Here is a 16,999-nt window from a genome sequence, read left to right as displayed (position 1 = left end):
CTAGTTTTGTCTGACCTAAGCGACTTTTCTAGAGAAATGTTATAATGAAAAACAAAAGGAGGGAAGAAGATGTTTCTAAACATTTTAGCTAGTATTCGTACTAATAATTTCCAAGATGAGCATTGTGTAGAAAAAATCCAAGCTCTCTGGCAGGAACAAGAGGGAGCTGTGAAAGAAGCTTTTGCCCAAGGGGAGCCGGTCTATGCTGTCTATCATGACTATGCCAGTGATTACAAAGGAGACTATAGTCTCTCTATCTGCCGTTTGACAAATGGGGAAGTCTATGATTTTGATACCTCTGAGCAGACCTATCAAGTGTTTGAAGCGGATAAGGAGGATCCTCAAGCGATTCTTCATGCTTGGCAGAGGATTTGGCAGGCAGAAGAAACAGGTGAGCTTAATCGAGATTACACTTTCGACTTTGAAAAATACGATCCCGACCAAACGGTGGCTGTCTTTATTGCGAATCAGCAACCTTGAGTTTTCTGTGTTCCGTCCTTAGCTTCATTTTCGCTTAGATTTCCCAATTTTACTGATTGAGTAGAAAGTTGATTTTTTGAAATAAACTAAAAAATTTTCTTGACAAGCCTTAGCTGTCCTGTTATACTAGTAAGGTACTCAATCGCGGGGATGGCGGAATTGGCAGACGCGCAGGACTAAGGATCCTGTGACCGCTTTAGGTCGTGAGGGTTCAAGTCCCTCTCTCCGCATCAAGTAAGCTGACTTCGGTCAGCTTTTTCTTTTTGCGATAGAGACGCTTAAAAAGGCTGAGTGTCTCCCTGTAATTCTTTAAAATTTCAGGAAAAACTAGCAATTTTAGTGAAAAAGTGATAAAATAAACAATGTAAGTGGTTTAACCACAAAAAATAAGAGGAGGCCTGATAAGAATGGCAATCGTTTCAGCAGAAAAATTTGTCCAAGCAGCTCGTGACAATGGTTACGCAGTTGGTGGATTCAACACAAACAACCTTGAGTGGACTCAAGCTATCCTGCGTGCGGCAGAAGCAAAGAAAGCACCAGTGCTTATCCAAACTTCAATGGGTGCTGCTAAATACATGGGTGGCTACAAAGTTGCTCGTAACTTGATCGCTAACCTTGTAGAATCAATGGGCATCACTGTACCAGTTGCGATTCACTTGGACCATGGTCACTACGAAGATGCACTTGAGTGTATCGAAGTTGGTTACACTTCTATCATGTTTGATGGTTCACACCTTCCAGTAGAAGAAAACCTTAAATTGGCTAAAGATGTTGTTGAAAAAGCACACGCTAAAGGTATCTCAGTAGAAGCTGAAGTTGGTACTATCGGTGGTGAAGAAGACGGTATCATCGGTAAAGGTGAATTGGCTCCAATCGAAGACGCTAAAGCAATGGTTGAAACTGGAATCGACTTCTTGGCAGCTGGTATCGGTAACATCCACGGTCCATACCCAGCAAACTGGGAAGGTCTTGACCTTGACCACTTGAAGAAATTGACAGAAGCTCTTCCAGGCTTCCCAATCGTATTGCATGGTGGTTCAGGTATTCCTGATGACCAAATCCAAGCAGCTATCAAACTTGGTGTTGCGAAAGTTAACGTTAACACTGAATGCCAAATCGCATTCGCTAACGCAACTCGTAAATTTTCTCGCGACTACGAAGCAAACGAAGCAGAATACGACAAGAAGAAACTCTTCGACCCACGTAAATTCTTGGCTGACGGTGTAAAAGCTATCCAAGCATCAGTTGAAGAACGTATCGACGTATTCGGTTCAGAAGGTAAAGCTTAATCTAGCTGAAGACTACAAAACAGAAACCTGCCCGTAAGGGTGGGTTTTTTGGTGTGTGATAAAATATGATACTTATTTTTGAATTTCCTATGTTAGTTTGGAAGTAAAAGTGGTAGTATAGTGAGGAGATAAGATTCTATTTTCCTGAGTTAAGTAGGGAAATGATCTGTAACATGAATTGAATGATGGGATATTGAGAAACGTATGGCAATGATAGAAGTAGAGCATCTTCAGAAAAAATTTGTGAAGACAGTCAAGGAACCAGGGTTGAAGGGGGCTTTGCGTTCCTTTATTCATCCTGAAAAGCAGACCTTTGAAGCGGTCAAGGATTTGACTTTTGAGGTACCCAAGGGCCAAATTTTAGGCTTTATCGGAGCTAATGGTGCTGGGAAGTCAACAACCATTAAAATGCTGACAGGGATTTTGAAGCCGACATCTGGTTTTTGTCGAATTAACGGCAAGATTCCGCAGGACAATCGCCAAGACTATGTCAAGGATATTGGAGTAGTCTTTGGGCAACGCACCCAGCTGTGGTGGGATTTGGCTCTGCAAGAGACTTACACGGTCTTGAAAGAGATTTACGATGTGCCAGACTTGCTGTTTCATAAGCGTATGGACTTTTTGAATGAAGTCTTGGATTTAAAGGATTTTATCAAAGACCCTGTGCGGACTCTGTCGCTTGGTCAACGGATGCGGGCGGACATTGCGGCTTCCTTGCTCCACAATCCCAAAGTTCTCTTTTTAGATGAGCCGACCATTGGTTTGGATGTTTCGGTCAAGGATAACATTCGCCGGGCCATTACCCAAATCAATCAGGAGGAAGAAACAACCATTTTCTTGACCACTCACGACCTGAGTGATATTGAGCAACTTTGTGATCGGATTTTTATGATTGACAAGGGGCAGGAGATTTTTGATGGAACGGTCAGCCAGCTCAAGGAAACCTTTGGCAAGATGAAGACTCTTTCCTTTGAACTGCTACCAGGTCAAAGTCATCTAGTTTCTCACTATGAAGGTTTGCCTGACATGACCATTGATAGACAAGGGAATAGCCTCAATATTGAATTTGATAGTTCCCGTTACCAGTCAGCTGATATTATCAAGCAAACCTTGTCTGATTTTGAGATTCGCGATTTGAAGATGGAGGATACGGATATTGAGGATATTATCCGTCGCTTCTACCGAAAGGAGCTCTAAGATGGTCAAATTGTGGAGACGTTATAAACCCTTTATCAATGCAGGAATTCAGGAGTTGATTACCTATCGAGTCAACTTTATTCTCTATCGAATTGGCGATGTCATGGGAGCTTTTGTTGCTTTTTATCTTTGGAAGGCAGTCTTTGATTCGTCGCAAGAGTCTTTGATTCAGGGCTTCAGTATGGCGGATATCACCTTCTACATCATCATGAGTTTTGTGACTAACCTTTTGACCAAGTCGGATTCTTCCTTTATGATTGGAGAGGAGGTCAAGGACGGCTCCATTATCATGCGCTTGCTGAGACCAGTGCACTTTGCGGCCTCTTATCTCTTCACCGAGCTTGGTTCCAAGTGGTTGATTTTTATCAGTGTCGGACTTCCTTTCTTAAGTGTGATTGTTTTGATGAAAATCTTATCTGGACAAGGCATTTTAGAAGTGCTGGGATTAACTGTCATTTATCTCTTTAGCTTAACGCTAGCCTACCTGATCAATTTTTTCTTTAATATCTGCTTTGGGTTTTCAGCCTTTGTTTTTAAAAATCTATGGGGCTCTAATCTGCTCAAGAATTCTCTGATTGCCTTTATGTCGGGGAGTTTGATTCCCTTGGCTTTCTTTCCTAAGATTGTTTCAAATATTCTTTCCTTTTTGCCTTTTTCATCCTTGATCTACACTCCGGTCATGATCATTGTTGGGAAATACGATACTAGTCAGATTCTTCAGGCTCTTTTACTGCAGTTGTTTTGGCTTTTAGTGATGGTGGGCTTGTCTCAGTTGATTTGGAAAAGAGTCCAGTCATTTATCACCATTCAAGGAGGTTAGTATGAAAAAATATCAGCGCATGCATCTGATTTTTATCAGACAATACATCAAGCAAATCATGGAATATAAGGTTGATTTTGTGGTTGGTGTTTTAGGTGTCTTCCTGACCCAAGGCTTGAACCTCTTGTTTCTCAATGTACTCTTTCAACACATTCCATCGCTAGAAGGCTGGACCTTTCAGGAGATTGCCTTTATCTATGGCTTTTCCTTGATTCCCAAGGGACTGGACCATCTCTTTTTTGACAATCTCTGGGCACTGGGGCAACGCTTGGTGCGAAAAGGAGAGTTTGACAAATACCTGACTCGGCCTATCAATCCTCTCTTTCACATCCTAGTCGAGACTTTTCAGATTGATGCCTTGGGCGAACTTTTGGTTGGTGGGATCCTTCTGGCGACAACGGTCACCAGTATTAGCTGGACCTTTCCTAAATTTTTGCTTTTCCTAGTTTGTATTCCTTTTGCGACCTTGATTTATACTTCTTTGAAAATCGCGACAGCCAGTATCGCTTTTTGGACCAAGCAGTCAGGCGCCATGATTTACATTTTCTATATGTTCAATGATTTTGCCAAGTATCCGATTTCGATTTACCACTCGCTTATCCGTTGGTTGATTAGTTTTATCGTGCCTTTCGCCTTTACGGCCTACTATCCAGCTAGCTATTTCTTGCAGGACAAGAATGGACTCTTTAATATCGGTGGTTTGATTCTGACTTCTCTTATCTTCTTTGTCATTTCTTTGAAACTATGGGACAGAGGCTTAGACGCCTACGAGAGTGCGGGTTCGTAAGATAGAACATATGTTTAGTCCTAAAGCTTAAATCAAGAAAGGATTTTCAGATGATAGTAATTGAAGAAGTGAAGGAAGAAAAACAAAAGATGATAGTGGTTAGCGAAGTTTTGAAGGATCTACCAGAATGGTTTGGAATACCTGAAAGTACACGAGCTTACATTGAAGGAGCCAAGGATTTGCAAGTTTGGGCTGCCTATCAGGAGAGTGATTTGGCTGGCTTTGTAAGCTTATCATACTCTAGTGAAGATTGTGCTGAGATTGACTGCCTAGCTGTTAAAAAATTCTATCATAGAGCGGGAATTGGCAGTCAACTTCTAGAAGTTTTAGAAAAATCTGCTCGTCAAAAAGCATCCTATCTGCAAGTAAAAACGGTAGCACCAGGTCATTATCCTACTTACGACAGGACTAACGCTTTTTATCAGGCTCAGGGCTTTAAAAAGTTAGAAATCTTTCCTGAACTTTGGGATAAAAGCAACCCTTGTTTGATTTGGGTTAAAAAATTGTGAAATTTTCCCTTGACAAAAAAGCTCAAGATGCTAAAATAAAGGGGAAAAGGCGCCGATTTAGCTCAGTTGGTAGAGCAACGCACTCGTAACGCGTAGGTCACAGGTTCGAGCCCTGCAATCGGCATAAATAGGTCTTAGAAATCTTGTAAAAGCAAGGTTTCTTTTTTACTGGACAAGGTGTCAATTATAAAAGTTCGAATGCAAAGAGATTAAAATATCTTTACATGGTGGAAAAATCAAGAAAATCAAAGAGAAATATGGTACAGTAAATTAGTATAAAAAGAAAGGGGTGGGTGTTTATGAAAAAACAACTACTATTTTTTTTAATTTTACTAATTTCCATATTTATTGGGATAGGACAAGTCCGTGCTGATAGCGGTGACTCTGATAGTTTTTCAGATTCTAGTAGTTTCAGCTCGTCTAATGATTCAGATTCTGACGATGATGATACCTCTGATTTAGGCAGTGGCTTGTCTGCTGATGCAGACGATTTAGGTCACTTCTCTTCGGATTCTGACGATGACACATCTGACAATGATGATTCCTCTGATTTGGGCAGCGGCTTGTCTGCTGATGCAGACGATTTAGGTCACTTCTCTTCGGATTCTGACGATGACACATCTGATGATGGTTCCTCTGATTTGGGCAGCGGTTTGACCGTTAATCCGGATAGTTTAGGAGACTTCGCTTCAGATATTCCAACTATTGATTCTTTGGATGCGTCAGCAAATGATGGTGATAATTTGACTAATCTGGGGAATATTTCTGACCCAGTTTCTACAGAATCAACCAATCCAATAACGAGCACAGATGAGATAATGGCGGGCACACCAGATGTAGCAGTAGCGACCGCTCCCACACCCCTTACGGATGCAACTAATTCTGTCACTACTACAGATGAAACGATGGCTTCCTCGACTCCTATAGATTCAGCTAATCAAACAACTGAGTCAGTAGACTTGGCAAGCTCTGACAAGCCTAATTTGGCAGACTCGGCAACTGAATCAAGCCCTGCGGATTCTGCAGGCAATAGTTTGACAGCTAATCCGGACAGCTTAGGCAGTTTCGTTTCGGATAAACCAGCCGATAGAACTGGCTCCGAATCTTCTACCGACCTAGGCAGTGGCTTGACTGCAGATGCAGATAGTCTAGGTAGTTTTATCTCAGAATCAGATTCTACAACTGAGCCAGTAGGCTCGGCAGGCTCTGACAAGCCTAATTTGACAGATTCGGCAACTGAATCAAGCACTGCGGCTTCCGCAGGCAATGGTTTGACAGCTAATCCGGACAGCTTAGGCAGTTTCGTTTCAGATAAACCAGCCGATAGAACTGGATCCGAATCTTCAGTTGACCTTGGCAGCGGTTTGACAGGTGATTCAAATGAAACTTTCAACGTTTTGGGAAACGATGCTTGGGGTAATTACTCTCCCTTGGAGGCTGATTACACTGTCTCTGCAACAAATACAACAAATACAGGAGAAAGAAGGAACCCTAATATGTGGGGGACAGAAACTGGCAAGCCTTTTTCTACTCCAACGACTGCTTTGGGTATTGTTGGAGAAGAAGTTTATGATGTATTTGATGGCACATTTGGAAAATTGGCTGGAGTGACGTTTACTGAGTTGGGAACATACGTGACTCCTGATCCTCAGCCAGTGCCTGAAGAAGTTCTAACCCCTATCGGATCTTTAAATTATAATATAGCACAAGGAACTTCTCCGGTTCTTGGAACAGGGGTGATTAGAACGAGCGAAACGGGTGCACGATACATCGGCATAATTGCTGATAATTTAACCCATAATGTAGCAAATAATATCTACATTGGACTTACTGGAGAGACTTTATCAGGAACTGATGCTGTTCCTGATAGTTCTCCTCTGCCTGAATCTGTTGGTCGAATTGCTATTATTGCAAATAATATTGTTGGATCTAAAACAGATGTAGAGCCTTTGGATGTTGTTATCGGTACGACAGGTTATAATCCCATTACTGGAGAAAAAGAAGATCGCATTCCCTCGCTATTTGGAATAATTCAAGGAATGAGAGGGGGACAAAAGGAGGGCTCCGAAGGAGCTAGTAATAGGCAGGAAAAGTAATCTTCTTTGACATCTTATTGAAAAACTAGGTTTCTGTACTAAGATTTCAACGTTGGATCAATAATTATTGAAAGGATTGAATTCTATATTGAACAGGATTCGGTCCTTTTAATTCGTTTTTTGTAGCAAACACTATAGACTATAGTAGCTTTTTCTAGTTCATCAAGCGAAAGATAATTTTTTATATCCTACTTAAGAAGAAGTTAGAAGCATTAAGCTTATTTTTAGACAGTTGGGGTGATATACGCTTAGGTTTTTTATGGTTCGAAATCCAATATGTATCTTTACCAGGAATTTTTAGGTACTGCTTGATATTATTTTTATCACAAATTTAAGAGCAGCACTATATAACGAAAATTTTAGGTGTCACAAATTTGGGTTAATAAGAAAATTCCCTGCAGGGGGGTAAAAATAGGTCTTAGAAATCTTGTAAAAGCAAGGTTTCTTTTTTACTGGACAAGGTGTCAATTATATATGACATAATATTTCAAGGTCTTTAAAATATTTTTACATGGCAAAAAAACTCATCAGCCTATAATAAAATTATGGTATATTAGAATAGTAAAAAAAGAAAGGAGGAGCATTTGTGAAGAAAAGACTAATGCTTTTGATTTTGTTGAGCGCTGTATTTGTCCACGTTGGGCAGGTTCAGGCTTATGATGGTGGTTCAGGTTCCTCAGATTCTGGCGGTTTTGGCTCCAGTACTCCGGATTCTGGTGGTTTTGGTTCAGATTCTTCGGATTCCGGCGGCTTCGGTTCAGGTTCCTCAGATTCTGGCGGTTTTGGCTCCAGTACTTCGGATTCCGGCGGATTCGGTTCAGATTCTTCGGACTCCGGTGGTTTCGGTTCAGATTCTTCGGACTCCGGTGGTTTCGGTTCAGATTCTTCGGACTCCGGTGGTTTCGGTTCCAGCTCCTCAGATTCCGACGGTTTCGGTTACAGCTCCTCAGATTCCGACGGTTTCGGTTCAGATTCTTCGGACTCCGGTGGTTTCGGTTCAGATTCTTCGGATTCCGGCGGTTTCGGTTCCAGCTCCTCAGATTCCGGCGGTTTTGGCTCTAGTTCTTCGGATTCCGGCAGTTTCGGTTCAAACTCTTCAAACTCTGGAAGCTTTGGTTCAGGTTCCTCAGATTCCGACAGTTTCGGTTCAAGCTCCTCGGATTCTGGTAGTTATGGCTCCTCTGCTTCAAATAGTGATAGTCTAGGTTTCTCAGATTCTGGAAGTTTCGGATCTTCTGATTCTAACAGTTTCGGTGGCTATTCTACTTCAGATAATGATAGTCTTGGAACCTCTACTTCAGATAGTAGCTTTGGCTCGTCAGATAGTTCTGGGAATTGGTCCAGTATTGGCGACAGCGACTTGTCGAATGGATCTGGAAACTGGTCCAGTATTGGAGATGCCAGTTCGTCTAAGGATAACAGCGACTTTTCTAGCTTTGGTGATGCTATTTCATCGGGCAACAATTATAGTTCTGGAAGCTGGTCTAGCATTTCTGACAGCAATACAAGTTCTGCAGATTTGAGCGCAGGAAATTGGACGAGCACCAACGACTCAGCCGCTAAGAAATCTTCCGAGATTTCCGACTCTTTTAGTGATTTTGATACAGGTGATTGGTCTCGAACATCTGATACCTTGGCTGATAATGCTTCATCAACCAGCAAGACAGTGAGTGACTTTACTCCAGGCGGTTGGTCAAAAGTATCTGATTCATCAAGCGATAAATTTTCAACAAGTGGCTTAGGTCTGAACGACTTTACAGCAGGTGACTGGTCGCATGTATCAGATTTTACCGACAATAAAACTTCAACAAGCGCTGCTTATAGTGATTTGGAGGCAGATAATTGGTCTAGAATCAATGATTCTTTCAACAATTCGGCTTCGTCAACTATCACGGCAACAGATGATTTTACAACAGGAGACTGGACTCGTGTAACCGATGCATTTGGAAGCCAGGTTTCCAACAAAAGTAAGTCTCTAAGTGATTTGACACTTGGTGATTGGGCCAGTGTTCAGGATGCTGCGTCAAGAACAGCAAGTCTCTCTCCATTGGAGGGTGAATATACTTTTTCTGCAACAAAACCTACAGAGGACTTTGTTAGCACATCATCAGTAAATCAATGGTCTGGCTTTAATCCAGTCGAGGGTGATTGGAAGCAGATTGATATCTCTGAGAAGTCAAAAACTGTTAGCACCCCAACGATGTCAGAGGCTTTGGCTGATTGGGCAGGGCTCAAGCAGACAACCACGAGCAAGGAAGGACTCCCAGGCTTTGCTTTAGACTATGCATCCTCTCTGACAGCAACAGGAAAAAATCAATTGCCGGGTTCATTTTTAGACGGAGATTGGCAACGGGTTAGCGAAAGTAAGCCTACTTCAACCCTTTTCAACAATTCTCTGGCTACAGAGGACGCACTCACTAACCAAACTCTTCCAACGACGGTTGACTTAGGCTTATCTCAAACTTTTAGTCGAACACCAGAAGACTACTATCAAGCAGGTGCGATGTTTGCAGGGCCGGTAGTGCATACTCCCATGGGAGATATCCCTCAGCAAACGTTTGGATATTCTGATGTCCAGAAGGCTTTGGAAGCTGCTAGGCATGCTCCTACCACTAGTAATAAGGTTTCTGCTGCCAAGGCCAAAAATGAAGAAAAAACTAAGAATCCTAATATGTGGGGGACAGATACTGGGAAACCTTTTTCTAAACCAACGACTTTTTTAGGTAAGGTTGGAGAAGGGGTTTATGATGAGATTGATGGCTTGGCAGGAAAAGTGTTAGGGGTGTCGCTTACTGAAATGGGGACATATACCTCTCCAAATCCCCAGCCAATTCCTGACTCAGTTTTAACACCAACTGGATCTTTAAATTATAATACAATGATAGGAACCCCGCCAGTTATTGGAACAGGAGTAATCAAAACAAGCGAAACAGGTGCGCGATATGGACTTAAAGTTGTTGATAGTTTATTTACATCTAATATAATAGACAGTGCTCACATTGGAGTTACTGGAAAGACATTAACAGGGAAAGATGCTGTTCCAGATAGTTCTCCTCTGCCTGAAGCAGTTGGTCGAATTGCTATTATTGGAAATAATGCTGTTGGAGCAAAAAAAGGTGTAGAACCTCTGGATGTTATTGTTGGTATGACAGGCTACAATCCGATTACTGGAAAAGCAGAGGATCGAGTTCCCTCGCTGTTTGGAATATTCAAAGGAGTAAAGGGAAGTCAAAAGGGAGCCTCTGAAGGACATAGTAATAGTTACAAAAAATAATCTCTCCCATCATGTCAAAAAACCGGGCCTCGTCCCGGTTTTTCTGATGTTTGATTCTTGTCAATCGTAGCGGCTAACCACTTACCGGTCAAAATTGACCACTTACTGAAAAAGCCTTGTTTCTCATTTTGAAACTGATATAATAAACGTAGAAAGTAAAGGAGGTAGCAATGAAAATTCGAGTAGAACTGGATTCGGATTTAGCGGAAGTAGAGATTGTCATCAGGGCTGCTCGATTTGATGCTCAGCTCGAGCAAATTCAGCAAGCTCTGGAGCAAGCAACGGCACCGCCCATTATTTTTTATAAGGGAGCTAGCGAATATTTTCTGGATATTGACAATATTCTCTTTTTCGAGACTGACGGTAGCAAGATTTTTGCTCATACGCGTGAGGATGCTTATGAAGTCAAGCACAAGCTCTATGAGTTGGAAGACCGCCTGCCCTATTATTTTTGTCGCATATCCAAATCCAGCATTATCAATAGTAAGGCGATTTACTCGCTGGAAAAATCCTTTTCGGGCAGTAGCAGCGTCCGTTTCTACGATACCCATAAGGAAGTGTATGTGTCTAGGCACTATTATCAAATTTTAAAAGAAAAGTTAAACGAAACGAGGTAACATCATGAGAAAAACAATATTAGGACTGGCTTGCTTACTTCTAGCAGCTTGGGTACTTTTGCAGGGGAATTTCGGGATTCCCGTTATTCACATCAATGTTTGGCCTTTGTTGGTCATTATGGGCTTTGTCTATTTTTCAGCGGAGAGCTTCTATTCTGGCAACATTCCGCTAGGTTTTATCTTTGCCATTATCGCTTTTATCATTGCTAATAGCACTTACGACCTCTTGCCCAATATCTCAGCAAGCGCAGTTAGTTTTGCTGGTATTCTAGCCTGTATCGGTGTCAATTTCTTGGTCAAACCTAGCAAAAAATGGAAATTAAGGCATTTTTCTAAACATTTTTCTGGCGAAGAAATTGGTGGCGAAGGCATTGTCTTTGGCTCAGGCACCCGTTATGTCAATAAGGACAATTTTAGCTATGATGAGCTGACTTGCTCTTTTGGTAGTGCCAAGGTTTACTTTGACAACGCTAAGATAGCTGGGGATTCAGCGACTTTTAAAGTGGAAGTTGCTTTTGGTAATGCCACTCTCTTTGTTCCAAGCTCTTGGCAGGTTGTCAGCAAGGTTGCTTGTGCTTTTGGCGGTGTTTCTCAAGTTCGCGATACCAGTGAAAAAGAAAAAACGCTCTATTTAGAAGGCAGCGTGGCTTTCGGTCATTTGAAAGTGATTTATATCTAATTATTTCTTGTTTTAAAAAGGTGATTATTTGCAAAACTTGGGAACTAGCTCTTGCCAAACTCGGTAAAGTATGGTAGACTTTATAAGTATGTGGTAAAACACCTTAAACTAATCAGGAGGATAAGTATCAATGGCTAAAGTATGTTACTTTACTGGTCGTAAGACTGTATCAGGAAACAACCGCTCTCACGCGATGAACCAAACAAAACGCGCTGTTAAACCAAATCTTCAAAAAGTTACTGTTTTGATTGACGGTAAACCTAAAAAAGTTTGGGCTTCAGCTCGTGCCCTTAAATCAGGTAAAGTTGAACGCGTTTAATTTTTATTTAAAAGGATGGAAATTTTCCGTCCTTTTTTGCTTGTAAATTTCCGCCTAGACAGTTGATTTAGACCCTTCCTCTTTTACACCCTGTATAAAATATGGTAGAATAAACTATAAAATACTTTTGAGGTACAAATTATGACTGTGAAAATTAATACAAAAGATGGTCAAATTGAGCTGACTGATGATGTGATTGCGACAATCGTCGGCGGTGCAGCGACTGAAATTTTTGGTGTAGTTGGCATGGCCAGCAAAAATGCAATCAAGGATAATTTTCAAGCCCTTTTAGGAAAAGAAAACTATGCTAAGGGCGTGGTTGTGAAAGCGACTGATGAAGGTGATATCGCAGTTGATGTCTACACTGTGTTAAGCTATGGAGTCAAAATCAGCGAAGTTTCCAAAAACATCCAAGAGCGTGTTAAATTCAGTTTGGAAAACAAGCTCGGAATTACTGCCCATGCAGTGAATGTTTATATCCAAAATATTAAAGTCGTAGGAGAATAATCGTGGCAAATATTACTACTAGTTTATTTCAAGAAATGGTGCAGGCGGCATCTACTCGCTTAAATAAACAGGCTGAATATGTGAACTCTTTGAATGTCTTCCCGGTTCCAGATGGCGATACAGGGACCAACATGGGCATGACCATTGAAAATGGTGCTAAGGAAGTGTCAGATAAGTCTGCTTCAACAGTTGGCGAAGCGGCGGGTATCTTTGCGAAAGGCCTTTTGATGGGCGCGCGTGGTAACTCAGGAGTTATCACTTCCCAGCTTTTCCGCGGTTTTTCTCAAAGTGTGAAAGAGCATGAAGAGCTGACTGGTGAAGATCTAGCTCTGGCCTTTCAGTCTGGTGTAGAAGTGGCTTACAAGGCAGTTATGAAGCCGGTTGAGGGAACGATTTTGACTGTTTCCCGCGGTGCGGCTATCGGAGCCAAGAAGAAAGCTGAAGTCACTAATGATGCTGTAGAAGTTATGAAAGCAGCTCTTGAAGGAGCAAAGGCTGCTTTGGCTAAGACACCGGATATGCTGCCGGTTCTGAAAGAAGTCGGTGTTGTGGACTCTGGCGGTCAAGGGTTGGTCTTTATCTACGAAGGCTTCCTGTCTGCTCTTACAGGCGAATACATCGCTTCTGAGGACTTTGTGGCGACACCTGCGACCATGTCTGAGATGATCAATGCTGAGCATCATAAGTCTGTAGCTGGCCATGTGGCAACAGAGGACATCACTTACGGCTACTGTACTGAAATCATGGTGGCTCTCAAGACAGGACCAACCTATGTAAAAGACTTTGATTATGATGAGTTCCGCAACTACCTAAACGATTTGGGAGATTCCCTGTTGGTAGTTAACGATGACGAAATCGTCAAAGTTCATGTCCATACTGAAGATCCAGGACTGGTTATGCAGGAAGGTCTCAAGTATGGTAGTTTGGTCAAGGTCAAGGTTGACAATATGCGCAACCAACACGAAGCGCAGGTTGAAAAGGAAGAGCGCTCAGCTAAGCCGGCTCAAGAAAAAGAGTTTGCGATTATCGCTGTAGTGGCTGGTGAAGGTCTGGCTGAAATCTTTAAGGCTCAGGGAGTTGACTACATCATCTCTGGCGGGCAAACTATGAACCCATCAACAGAAGACTTTATCAAGGCTGTGGAGCAAGTCAATGCTCGTAATATTATTATCTTGCCAAATAATAAAAACATCTTCATGGCAGCCCAATCAGCAGCAGAAGTGATTGAACAGCCTGCAGCTGTTATTGAGACTCGCACAATCCCTCAAGGTTTGACCAGTCTTCTAGCTTTTGATGGCGGCAATACTATCGAGGAAAACCAAGAGCGTATGACCGCCGCCTTGGCAGAAGTAGTCAGCGGCAGCGTGACGAATGCGGTTCGCGATACGACGATTGATGGCTTAGAAATTCATGAAAATGACAACCTCGGTATGGTGGATGGTAAGATTGTTGTTTCAAATCCAGATATGCTGGCAACTTTGAAAGAAACGTTCAGCAAGATGCTCAATGAAGACAGCGAGATTGTCTCTATCTATATCGGTGAAGACGGCAGCGAAGAGTTGGCTAGCAGTCTTGCTCAAGATTTGATGGAACAATTCGAGGATGTAGAAGTAGAAATTCATCAGGGCAGTCAGCCGGTTTATCCATATATTTTTAGTGTTGAATAGCATAAAAAGGCAATCGAAAGGTTGTCTTTTATTATTTTATAGAAAATACTTAGACAAGAAACTGGTATTATGTTATACTGTAACAAATAAAAAGTAAAAAAGGTGAACTATGAAAAAATTTTTCATTCTTGTTATTTCTGCTTCGGTGCTCTTGACGGGCTGCGTGCTTCCTAGCTTCAGCAAGCATCGTCCTAGACAATCTTCTGAATCAGCAGCTTCTTCTAGGCGGACTAAATCTAGCTCCAGCTCCAGCTCTAGCAAGTCATCCAGTTCTTCTTCCGAAAGTACAGAGATTGTCTCTAAAACCTTGGTTGGAGACATTGAAGAAATTCATCATCGTGATACAATTACCTATCAGGGCAAGAAAATCTTGAATCTTCGGATGGAATTGCTCACTTCCTTGCCAGAAGAAGCTAGTGCGGCATCAGCTACTTTGACTCCAGAGGAAATGACGACTATCATTCGTGAAGGAATGCAGTCTGATTCAAACTATGTAGCAGCTAAGAGTCTGGAAGGTGTTAATATTGATTATTCAGTTACAGCAGAGAAGAAATTGCAGACCTTGATTGAAATCGATTTGCAAAAAGTCAATGTCGAAGAGGTGGAAAAGAACAGTTTCTTCCAAGGTTTTGGACTGAAGGACATTAAGGATATTACACCTGAGATGTTCATTCTGAGTCTGAAGCTCAATGGTCTCAAAGAAGAGGTGCAGAGCTAAAGTTTAAAAAGCGTTGGTCACCTCATCTTACAAATTGAGTAGCTAGTTTATTGAAAAATTTTTAGATTAGGCTGCTTTGATTCCAGTTTCTATCTAAATTGCAACAGACATACAACTAGTCGGCTTCTCTCAACGAGGGGGACCGGCTTTTTTGTGTCTTCATGCAGAGGGGAGATAAACAGATTATTCCAATATTTGCTAGCTTTGTGCTCTAAAAGCAGAATAGTGACATTTGTCATGTCAGTCGGTGACAAAATCAACTAGTAGGAAAAATTTCTTTGCCTTATAATATAGTTAACAAAATGATAAAAGGTTGCTGTAGGCATTGAAAAAGCGATAGTGCTTAGTATTCTTCCGGCTTTGGAAAAATAAAGGAAAGATGTACATACGGTTCATCAAATCAAAGGAGGAGCAAAATGGAACTGATTGAAGTAAAGAAGCTTTCAAAAAGCATTCATGGTAAGGAGATTTTAAAGGATATTTCGTTTGAAATCTCCCAAGGTGACTGTGTGGCCTTGATTGGTCCCAATGGAGCAGGTAAAACGACTCTCATGGACTGTTTGCTGGGCGATAAGTTTCTGACAGCAGGTGAAGCAAGGATTCAGGGACTCAAACCAACTGATAACCATCTCAAGCAGTCGGTAGCGATTTTACCACAGGAAAATACAGTGGTGGAGGATTTGAAGGTCAAGGAACTCTTGACGTTCTTCCAAGCTATTTATCTAAATAGTCTGTCTGATCAAGAAATTGATGATTTGTTGCAATTTACAGACAAGCAAAAGAATCAGTTGGCCAGCAAGCTGTCTGGTGGACAAAAGCGTCTCTTCTCTTTTGTTCTGAGTCTGATTGGCCGTCCTAAGATTCTGTTCTTGGACGAACCGACTTCTGCTATGGACACCTCTACTCGTCAGCATTTCTGGGAAATTGTTAATCAGCTCAAGCAGCAGGGAGTGACCATCGTTTATTCTTCGCACTATATCGAAGAAGTCGAGCATACGGCAGATCGGATTTTGGTGCTGCACAAGGGCGAGTTGATTCGGGACACGACGCCTTATGCCATGCGCAGTGAGGAGCAGGAAAAACACTTTACCTTGCCGCTGACTTATCAGTCTGTGCTGGAAAAACTGGATAATGTGACTGATTTAGAAATCAAGCAAAAGGCTTTATCTTTTGCTACTAGAGATGCTGGACAGGTCTGGCAGGTCCTTCAGGAACACGGCTGTACAATCGAAGAGATTGAAGTACGTAACCGTACCCTCTTGGATAGTATTTTTGAAACGACACAAGAATAGGAGAGTAATCATGAAAAATATGGCAAGTCTTATGAAGATTGAGTTGATTTTAATGAAGCGGCAGGCTGCTTATTATCTCTTGTCTATTGGTCTGCCCAGCGTCTTTTACCTGATTTTCTCAGGAATGATGTCTGGAAGTGATACGTCTGAACTTGTGCTTCGAGGCTACCTCTTCTCTATGACTCTTTTTAGTATCATGTCTAGTGCCTTCTTTAGCATTCCAAGCACTTTGCAGTCTGATAAAAATAATAATTGGCAAAAAATGATTCAGCACTCGCCGATTTCTATGGTAAAATATTATATATCAAAACTTTGCAGTACGCTGTTGACTTTTATGCTTTCTATCATCGTAGTCTTCTCGATTGGGCATTTTGTTCGCGGGGTTAATCTGCCAATGGTGGACTGGTTTCTTATTGCCTTGATCCTTCTGGTAGGAAGTGTGGTCTTTATTGCCATGGGTGTATTGGTCAGCCTCTTGCCAAGTGCTCAACTCATGTCTGTAGTGGGCAATATTGTCTATATGGCACTGGCTGTTCTGGGCGGTCTATGGTTCCCTCTGACTATGTTTCCAAAATGGCTCCAGCCAATCGGTAAGTTGACGCCAAGTTATCAACTGATGCAAGTCGTGTCTTCTTATCTAGAACACCATCAGTTCAATGGCAAGGCAGCTTTGATTGTTCTGATTTATACGGTTTTGGTTAGCATTCTTGTGCTGCAGCTCAAAAAGCGAATTGAGGTAAAATAAATT

Annotated in this window: 16 protein-coding genes and 2 tRNA genes; all 18 read left to right on the top strand. The window is 41.8% G+C overall.

The window, feature by feature from the left end:
• The first annotated feature begins 69 nt into the window (after window positions 1–69).
• The 18 genes from K1I94_RS07795 to K1I94_RS07710 all read left to right on the top strand — a co-directional run bounded on the left by K1I94_RS07795 (window position 70) and on the right by K1I94_RS07710 (window position 16,996).
• Window positions 70–480: a GyrI-like domain-containing protein gene (locus K1I94_RS07795; RefSeq protein ID WP_223314973.1), complete on the top strand. Its 411-nt coding sequence runs from the start codon at window positions 70–72 to the stop codon at window positions 478–480.
• Between the two features lie 144 nt (window positions 481–624).
• Window positions 625–710, top strand: a tRNA-Leu gene (locus K1I94_RS07790).
• 177 nt (window positions 711–887) lie between these two features.
• Window positions 888–1,769, top strand: coding sequence for a class II fructose-bisphosphate aldolase (locus K1I94_RS07785; RefSeq protein ID WP_223314972.1), 882 nt, complete (start codon window positions 888–890; stop codon window positions 1,767–1,769).
• Window positions 1,770–1,973: 204 nt separating this feature from the next.
• Window positions 1,974–2,966, top strand: coding sequence for an ABC transporter ATP-binding protein (locus tag K1I94_RS07780; RefSeq protein ID WP_223314971.1), 993 nt, complete (start codon window positions 1,974–1,976; stop codon window positions 2,964–2,966).
• 1 nt (window position 2,967) lies between these two features.
• On the top strand, window positions 2,968–3,786 hold the full coding sequence (locus K1I94_RS07775; protein WP_223314970.1) for an ABC transporter permease: 819 nt from the start codon (window positions 2,968–2,970) through the stop codon (window positions 3,784–3,786).
• 1 nt (window position 3,787) lies between these two features.
• Complete coding sequence (locus K1I94_RS07770; protein ID WP_002920174.1) at window positions 3,788–4,573, top strand: ABC transporter permease; 786 nt, start codon at window positions 3,788–3,790, stop codon at window positions 4,571–4,573.
• 50 nt (window positions 4,574–4,623) lie between these two features.
• Window positions 4,624–5,082 carry a GNAT family N-acetyltransferase gene (locus tag K1I94_RS07765; RefSeq protein WP_002893679.1) on the top strand — a complete coding sequence of 153 codons (459 nt, stop codon included), beginning with the start codon at window positions 4,624–4,626 and terminating at the stop codon, window positions 5,080–5,082.
• A 51-nt stretch (window positions 5,083–5,133) separates the two neighbouring features.
• Window positions 5,134–5,206, top strand: a tRNA-Thr gene (locus tag K1I94_RS07760).
• Between the two features lie 175 nt (window positions 5,207–5,381).
• Entirely contained in the window at window positions 5,382–7,178 is a 1,797-nt protein-coding gene (locus tag K1I94_RS07755) for a hypothetical protein (RefSeq protein WP_223314969.1), read from the top strand.
• Window positions 7,179–7,764: 586 nt separating this feature from the next.
• Window positions 7,765–10,452 carry a hypothetical protein gene (locus K1I94_RS07750; RefSeq protein ID WP_223314968.1) on the top strand — a complete coding sequence of 896 codons (2,688 nt, stop codon included), beginning with the start codon at window positions 7,765–7,767 and terminating at the stop codon, window positions 10,450–10,452.
• A gap of 170 nt (window positions 10,453–10,622) precedes the next feature.
• Window positions 10,623–11,069 (top strand): LytTR family DNA-binding domain-containing protein, encoded by a 447-nt coding sequence (locus K1I94_RS07745; RefSeq protein WP_002908049.1) that lies wholly within the window; start codon window positions 10,623–10,625, stop codon window positions 11,067–11,069.
• Between the two features lie 4 nt (window positions 11,070–11,073).
• On the top strand, window positions 11,074–11,748 hold the full coding sequence (locus tag K1I94_RS07740; RefSeq protein WP_002908050.1) for a LiaF transmembrane domain-containing protein: 675 nt from the start codon (window positions 11,074–11,076) through the stop codon (window positions 11,746–11,748).
• A gap of 130 nt (window positions 11,749–11,878) precedes the next feature.
• Window positions 11,879–12,067, top strand: coding sequence for a 50S ribosomal protein L28 (gene rpmB / locus K1I94_RS07735; RefSeq protein WP_001140948.1), 189 nt, complete (start codon window positions 11,879–11,881; stop codon window positions 12,065–12,067).
• Between the two features lie 141 nt (window positions 12,068–12,208).
• Complete coding sequence (locus tag K1I94_RS07730) at window positions 12,209–12,574, top strand: Asp23/Gls24 family envelope stress response protein (protein WP_002893676.1); 366 nt, start codon at window positions 12,209–12,211, stop codon at window positions 12,572–12,574.
• 2 nt (window positions 12,575–12,576) lie between these two features.
• Window positions 12,577–14,241, top strand: a complete 1,665-nt coding sequence (locus K1I94_RS07725; protein WP_223314967.1) for a DAK2 domain-containing protein — start codon at window positions 12,577–12,579, stop codon at window positions 14,239–14,241.
• Between the two features lie 109 nt (window positions 14,242–14,350).
• Window positions 14,351–14,959 carry an SP0191 family lipoprotein gene (locus K1I94_RS07720; RefSeq protein WP_223314966.1) on the top strand — a complete coding sequence of 203 codons (609 nt, stop codon included), beginning with the start codon at window positions 14,351–14,353 and terminating at the stop codon, window positions 14,957–14,959.
• A 416-nt stretch (window positions 14,960–15,375) separates the two neighbouring features.
• Entirely contained in the window at window positions 15,376–16,251 is an 876-nt protein-coding gene (locus K1I94_RS07715; protein WP_223314965.1) for an ABC transporter ATP-binding protein, read from the top strand.
• A 10-nt stretch (window positions 16,252–16,261) separates the two neighbouring features.
• Window positions 16,262–16,996, top strand: coding sequence for an ABC transporter permease (locus tag K1I94_RS07710; protein ID WP_009660063.1), 735 nt, complete (start codon window positions 16,262–16,264; stop codon window positions 16,994–16,996).
• Window positions 16,997–16,999 lie beyond the last annotated feature (3 nt).

Source organism: Streptococcus sanguinis (genome assembly GCF_019929145.1).
Classification (GTDB): domain Bacteria; phylum Bacillota; class Bacilli; order Lactobacillales; family Streptococcaceae; genus Streptococcus; species Streptococcus sanguinis_U.
Note: the sequence above shows the minus strand (reverse complement) of the source record. Positions and strands in the feature narration are given on the sequence as shown.

What these genes read in the sequence shown, in the direction of transcription:
- rpmB (WP_001140948.1), top strand. Translation starts at nt 11,879, where the DNA reads ATGGCTAAAGTATGTTACTTTACTGGTCGTAAGACTGTATCAGGAAAC.
- K1I94_RS07770 (WP_002920174.1), top strand. Translation starts at nt 3,788, where the DNA reads ATGAAAAAATATCAGCGCATGCATCTGATTTTTATCAGACAATACATC.
- K1I94_RS07710 (WP_009660063.1), top strand. Translation starts at nt 16,262, where the DNA reads ATGAAAAATATGGCAAGTCTTATGAAGATTGAGTTGATTTTAATGAAG.
- K1I94_RS07730 (WP_002893676.1), top strand. Translation starts at nt 12,209, where the DNA reads ATGACTGTGAAAATTAATACAAAAGATGGTCAAATTGAGCTGACTGAT.
- K1I94_RS07765 (WP_002893679.1), top strand. Translation starts at nt 4,624, where the DNA reads ATGATAGTAATTGAAGAAGTGAAGGAAGAAAAACAAAAGATGATAGTG.
- K1I94_RS07745 (WP_002908049.1), top strand. Translation starts at nt 10,623, where the DNA reads ATGAAAATTCGAGTAGAACTGGATTCGGATTTAGCGGAAGTAGAGATT.
- K1I94_RS07720 (WP_223314966.1), top strand. Translation starts at nt 14,351, where the DNA reads ATGAAAAAATTTTTCATTCTTGTTATTTCTGCTTCGGTGCTCTTGACG.
- K1I94_RS07780 (WP_223314971.1), top strand. Translation starts at nt 1,974, where the DNA reads ATGGCAATGATAGAAGTAGAGCATCTTCAGAAAAAATTTGTGAAGACA.
- K1I94_RS07740 (WP_002908050.1), top strand. Translation starts at nt 11,074, where the DNA reads ATGAGAAAAACAATATTAGGACTGGCTTGCTTACTTCTAGCAGCTTGG.
- K1I94_RS07795 (WP_223314973.1), top strand. Translation starts at nt 70, where the DNA reads ATGTTTCTAAACATTTTAGCTAGTATTCGTACTAATAATTTCCAAGAT.
- K1I94_RS07755 (WP_223314969.1), top strand. Translation starts at nt 5,382, where the DNA reads ATGAAAAAACAACTACTATTTTTTTTAATTTTACTAATTTCCATATTT.
- K1I94_RS07775 (WP_223314970.1), top strand. Translation starts at nt 2,968, where the DNA reads ATGGTCAAATTGTGGAGACGTTATAAACCCTTTATCAATGCAGGAATT.
- K1I94_RS07715 (WP_223314965.1), top strand. Translation starts at nt 15,376, where the DNA reads ATGGAACTGATTGAAGTAAAGAAGCTTTCAAAAAGCATTCATGGTAAG.
- K1I94_RS07785 (WP_223314972.1), top strand. Translation starts at nt 888, where the DNA reads ATGGCAATCGTTTCAGCAGAAAAATTTGTCCAAGCAGCTCGTGACAAT.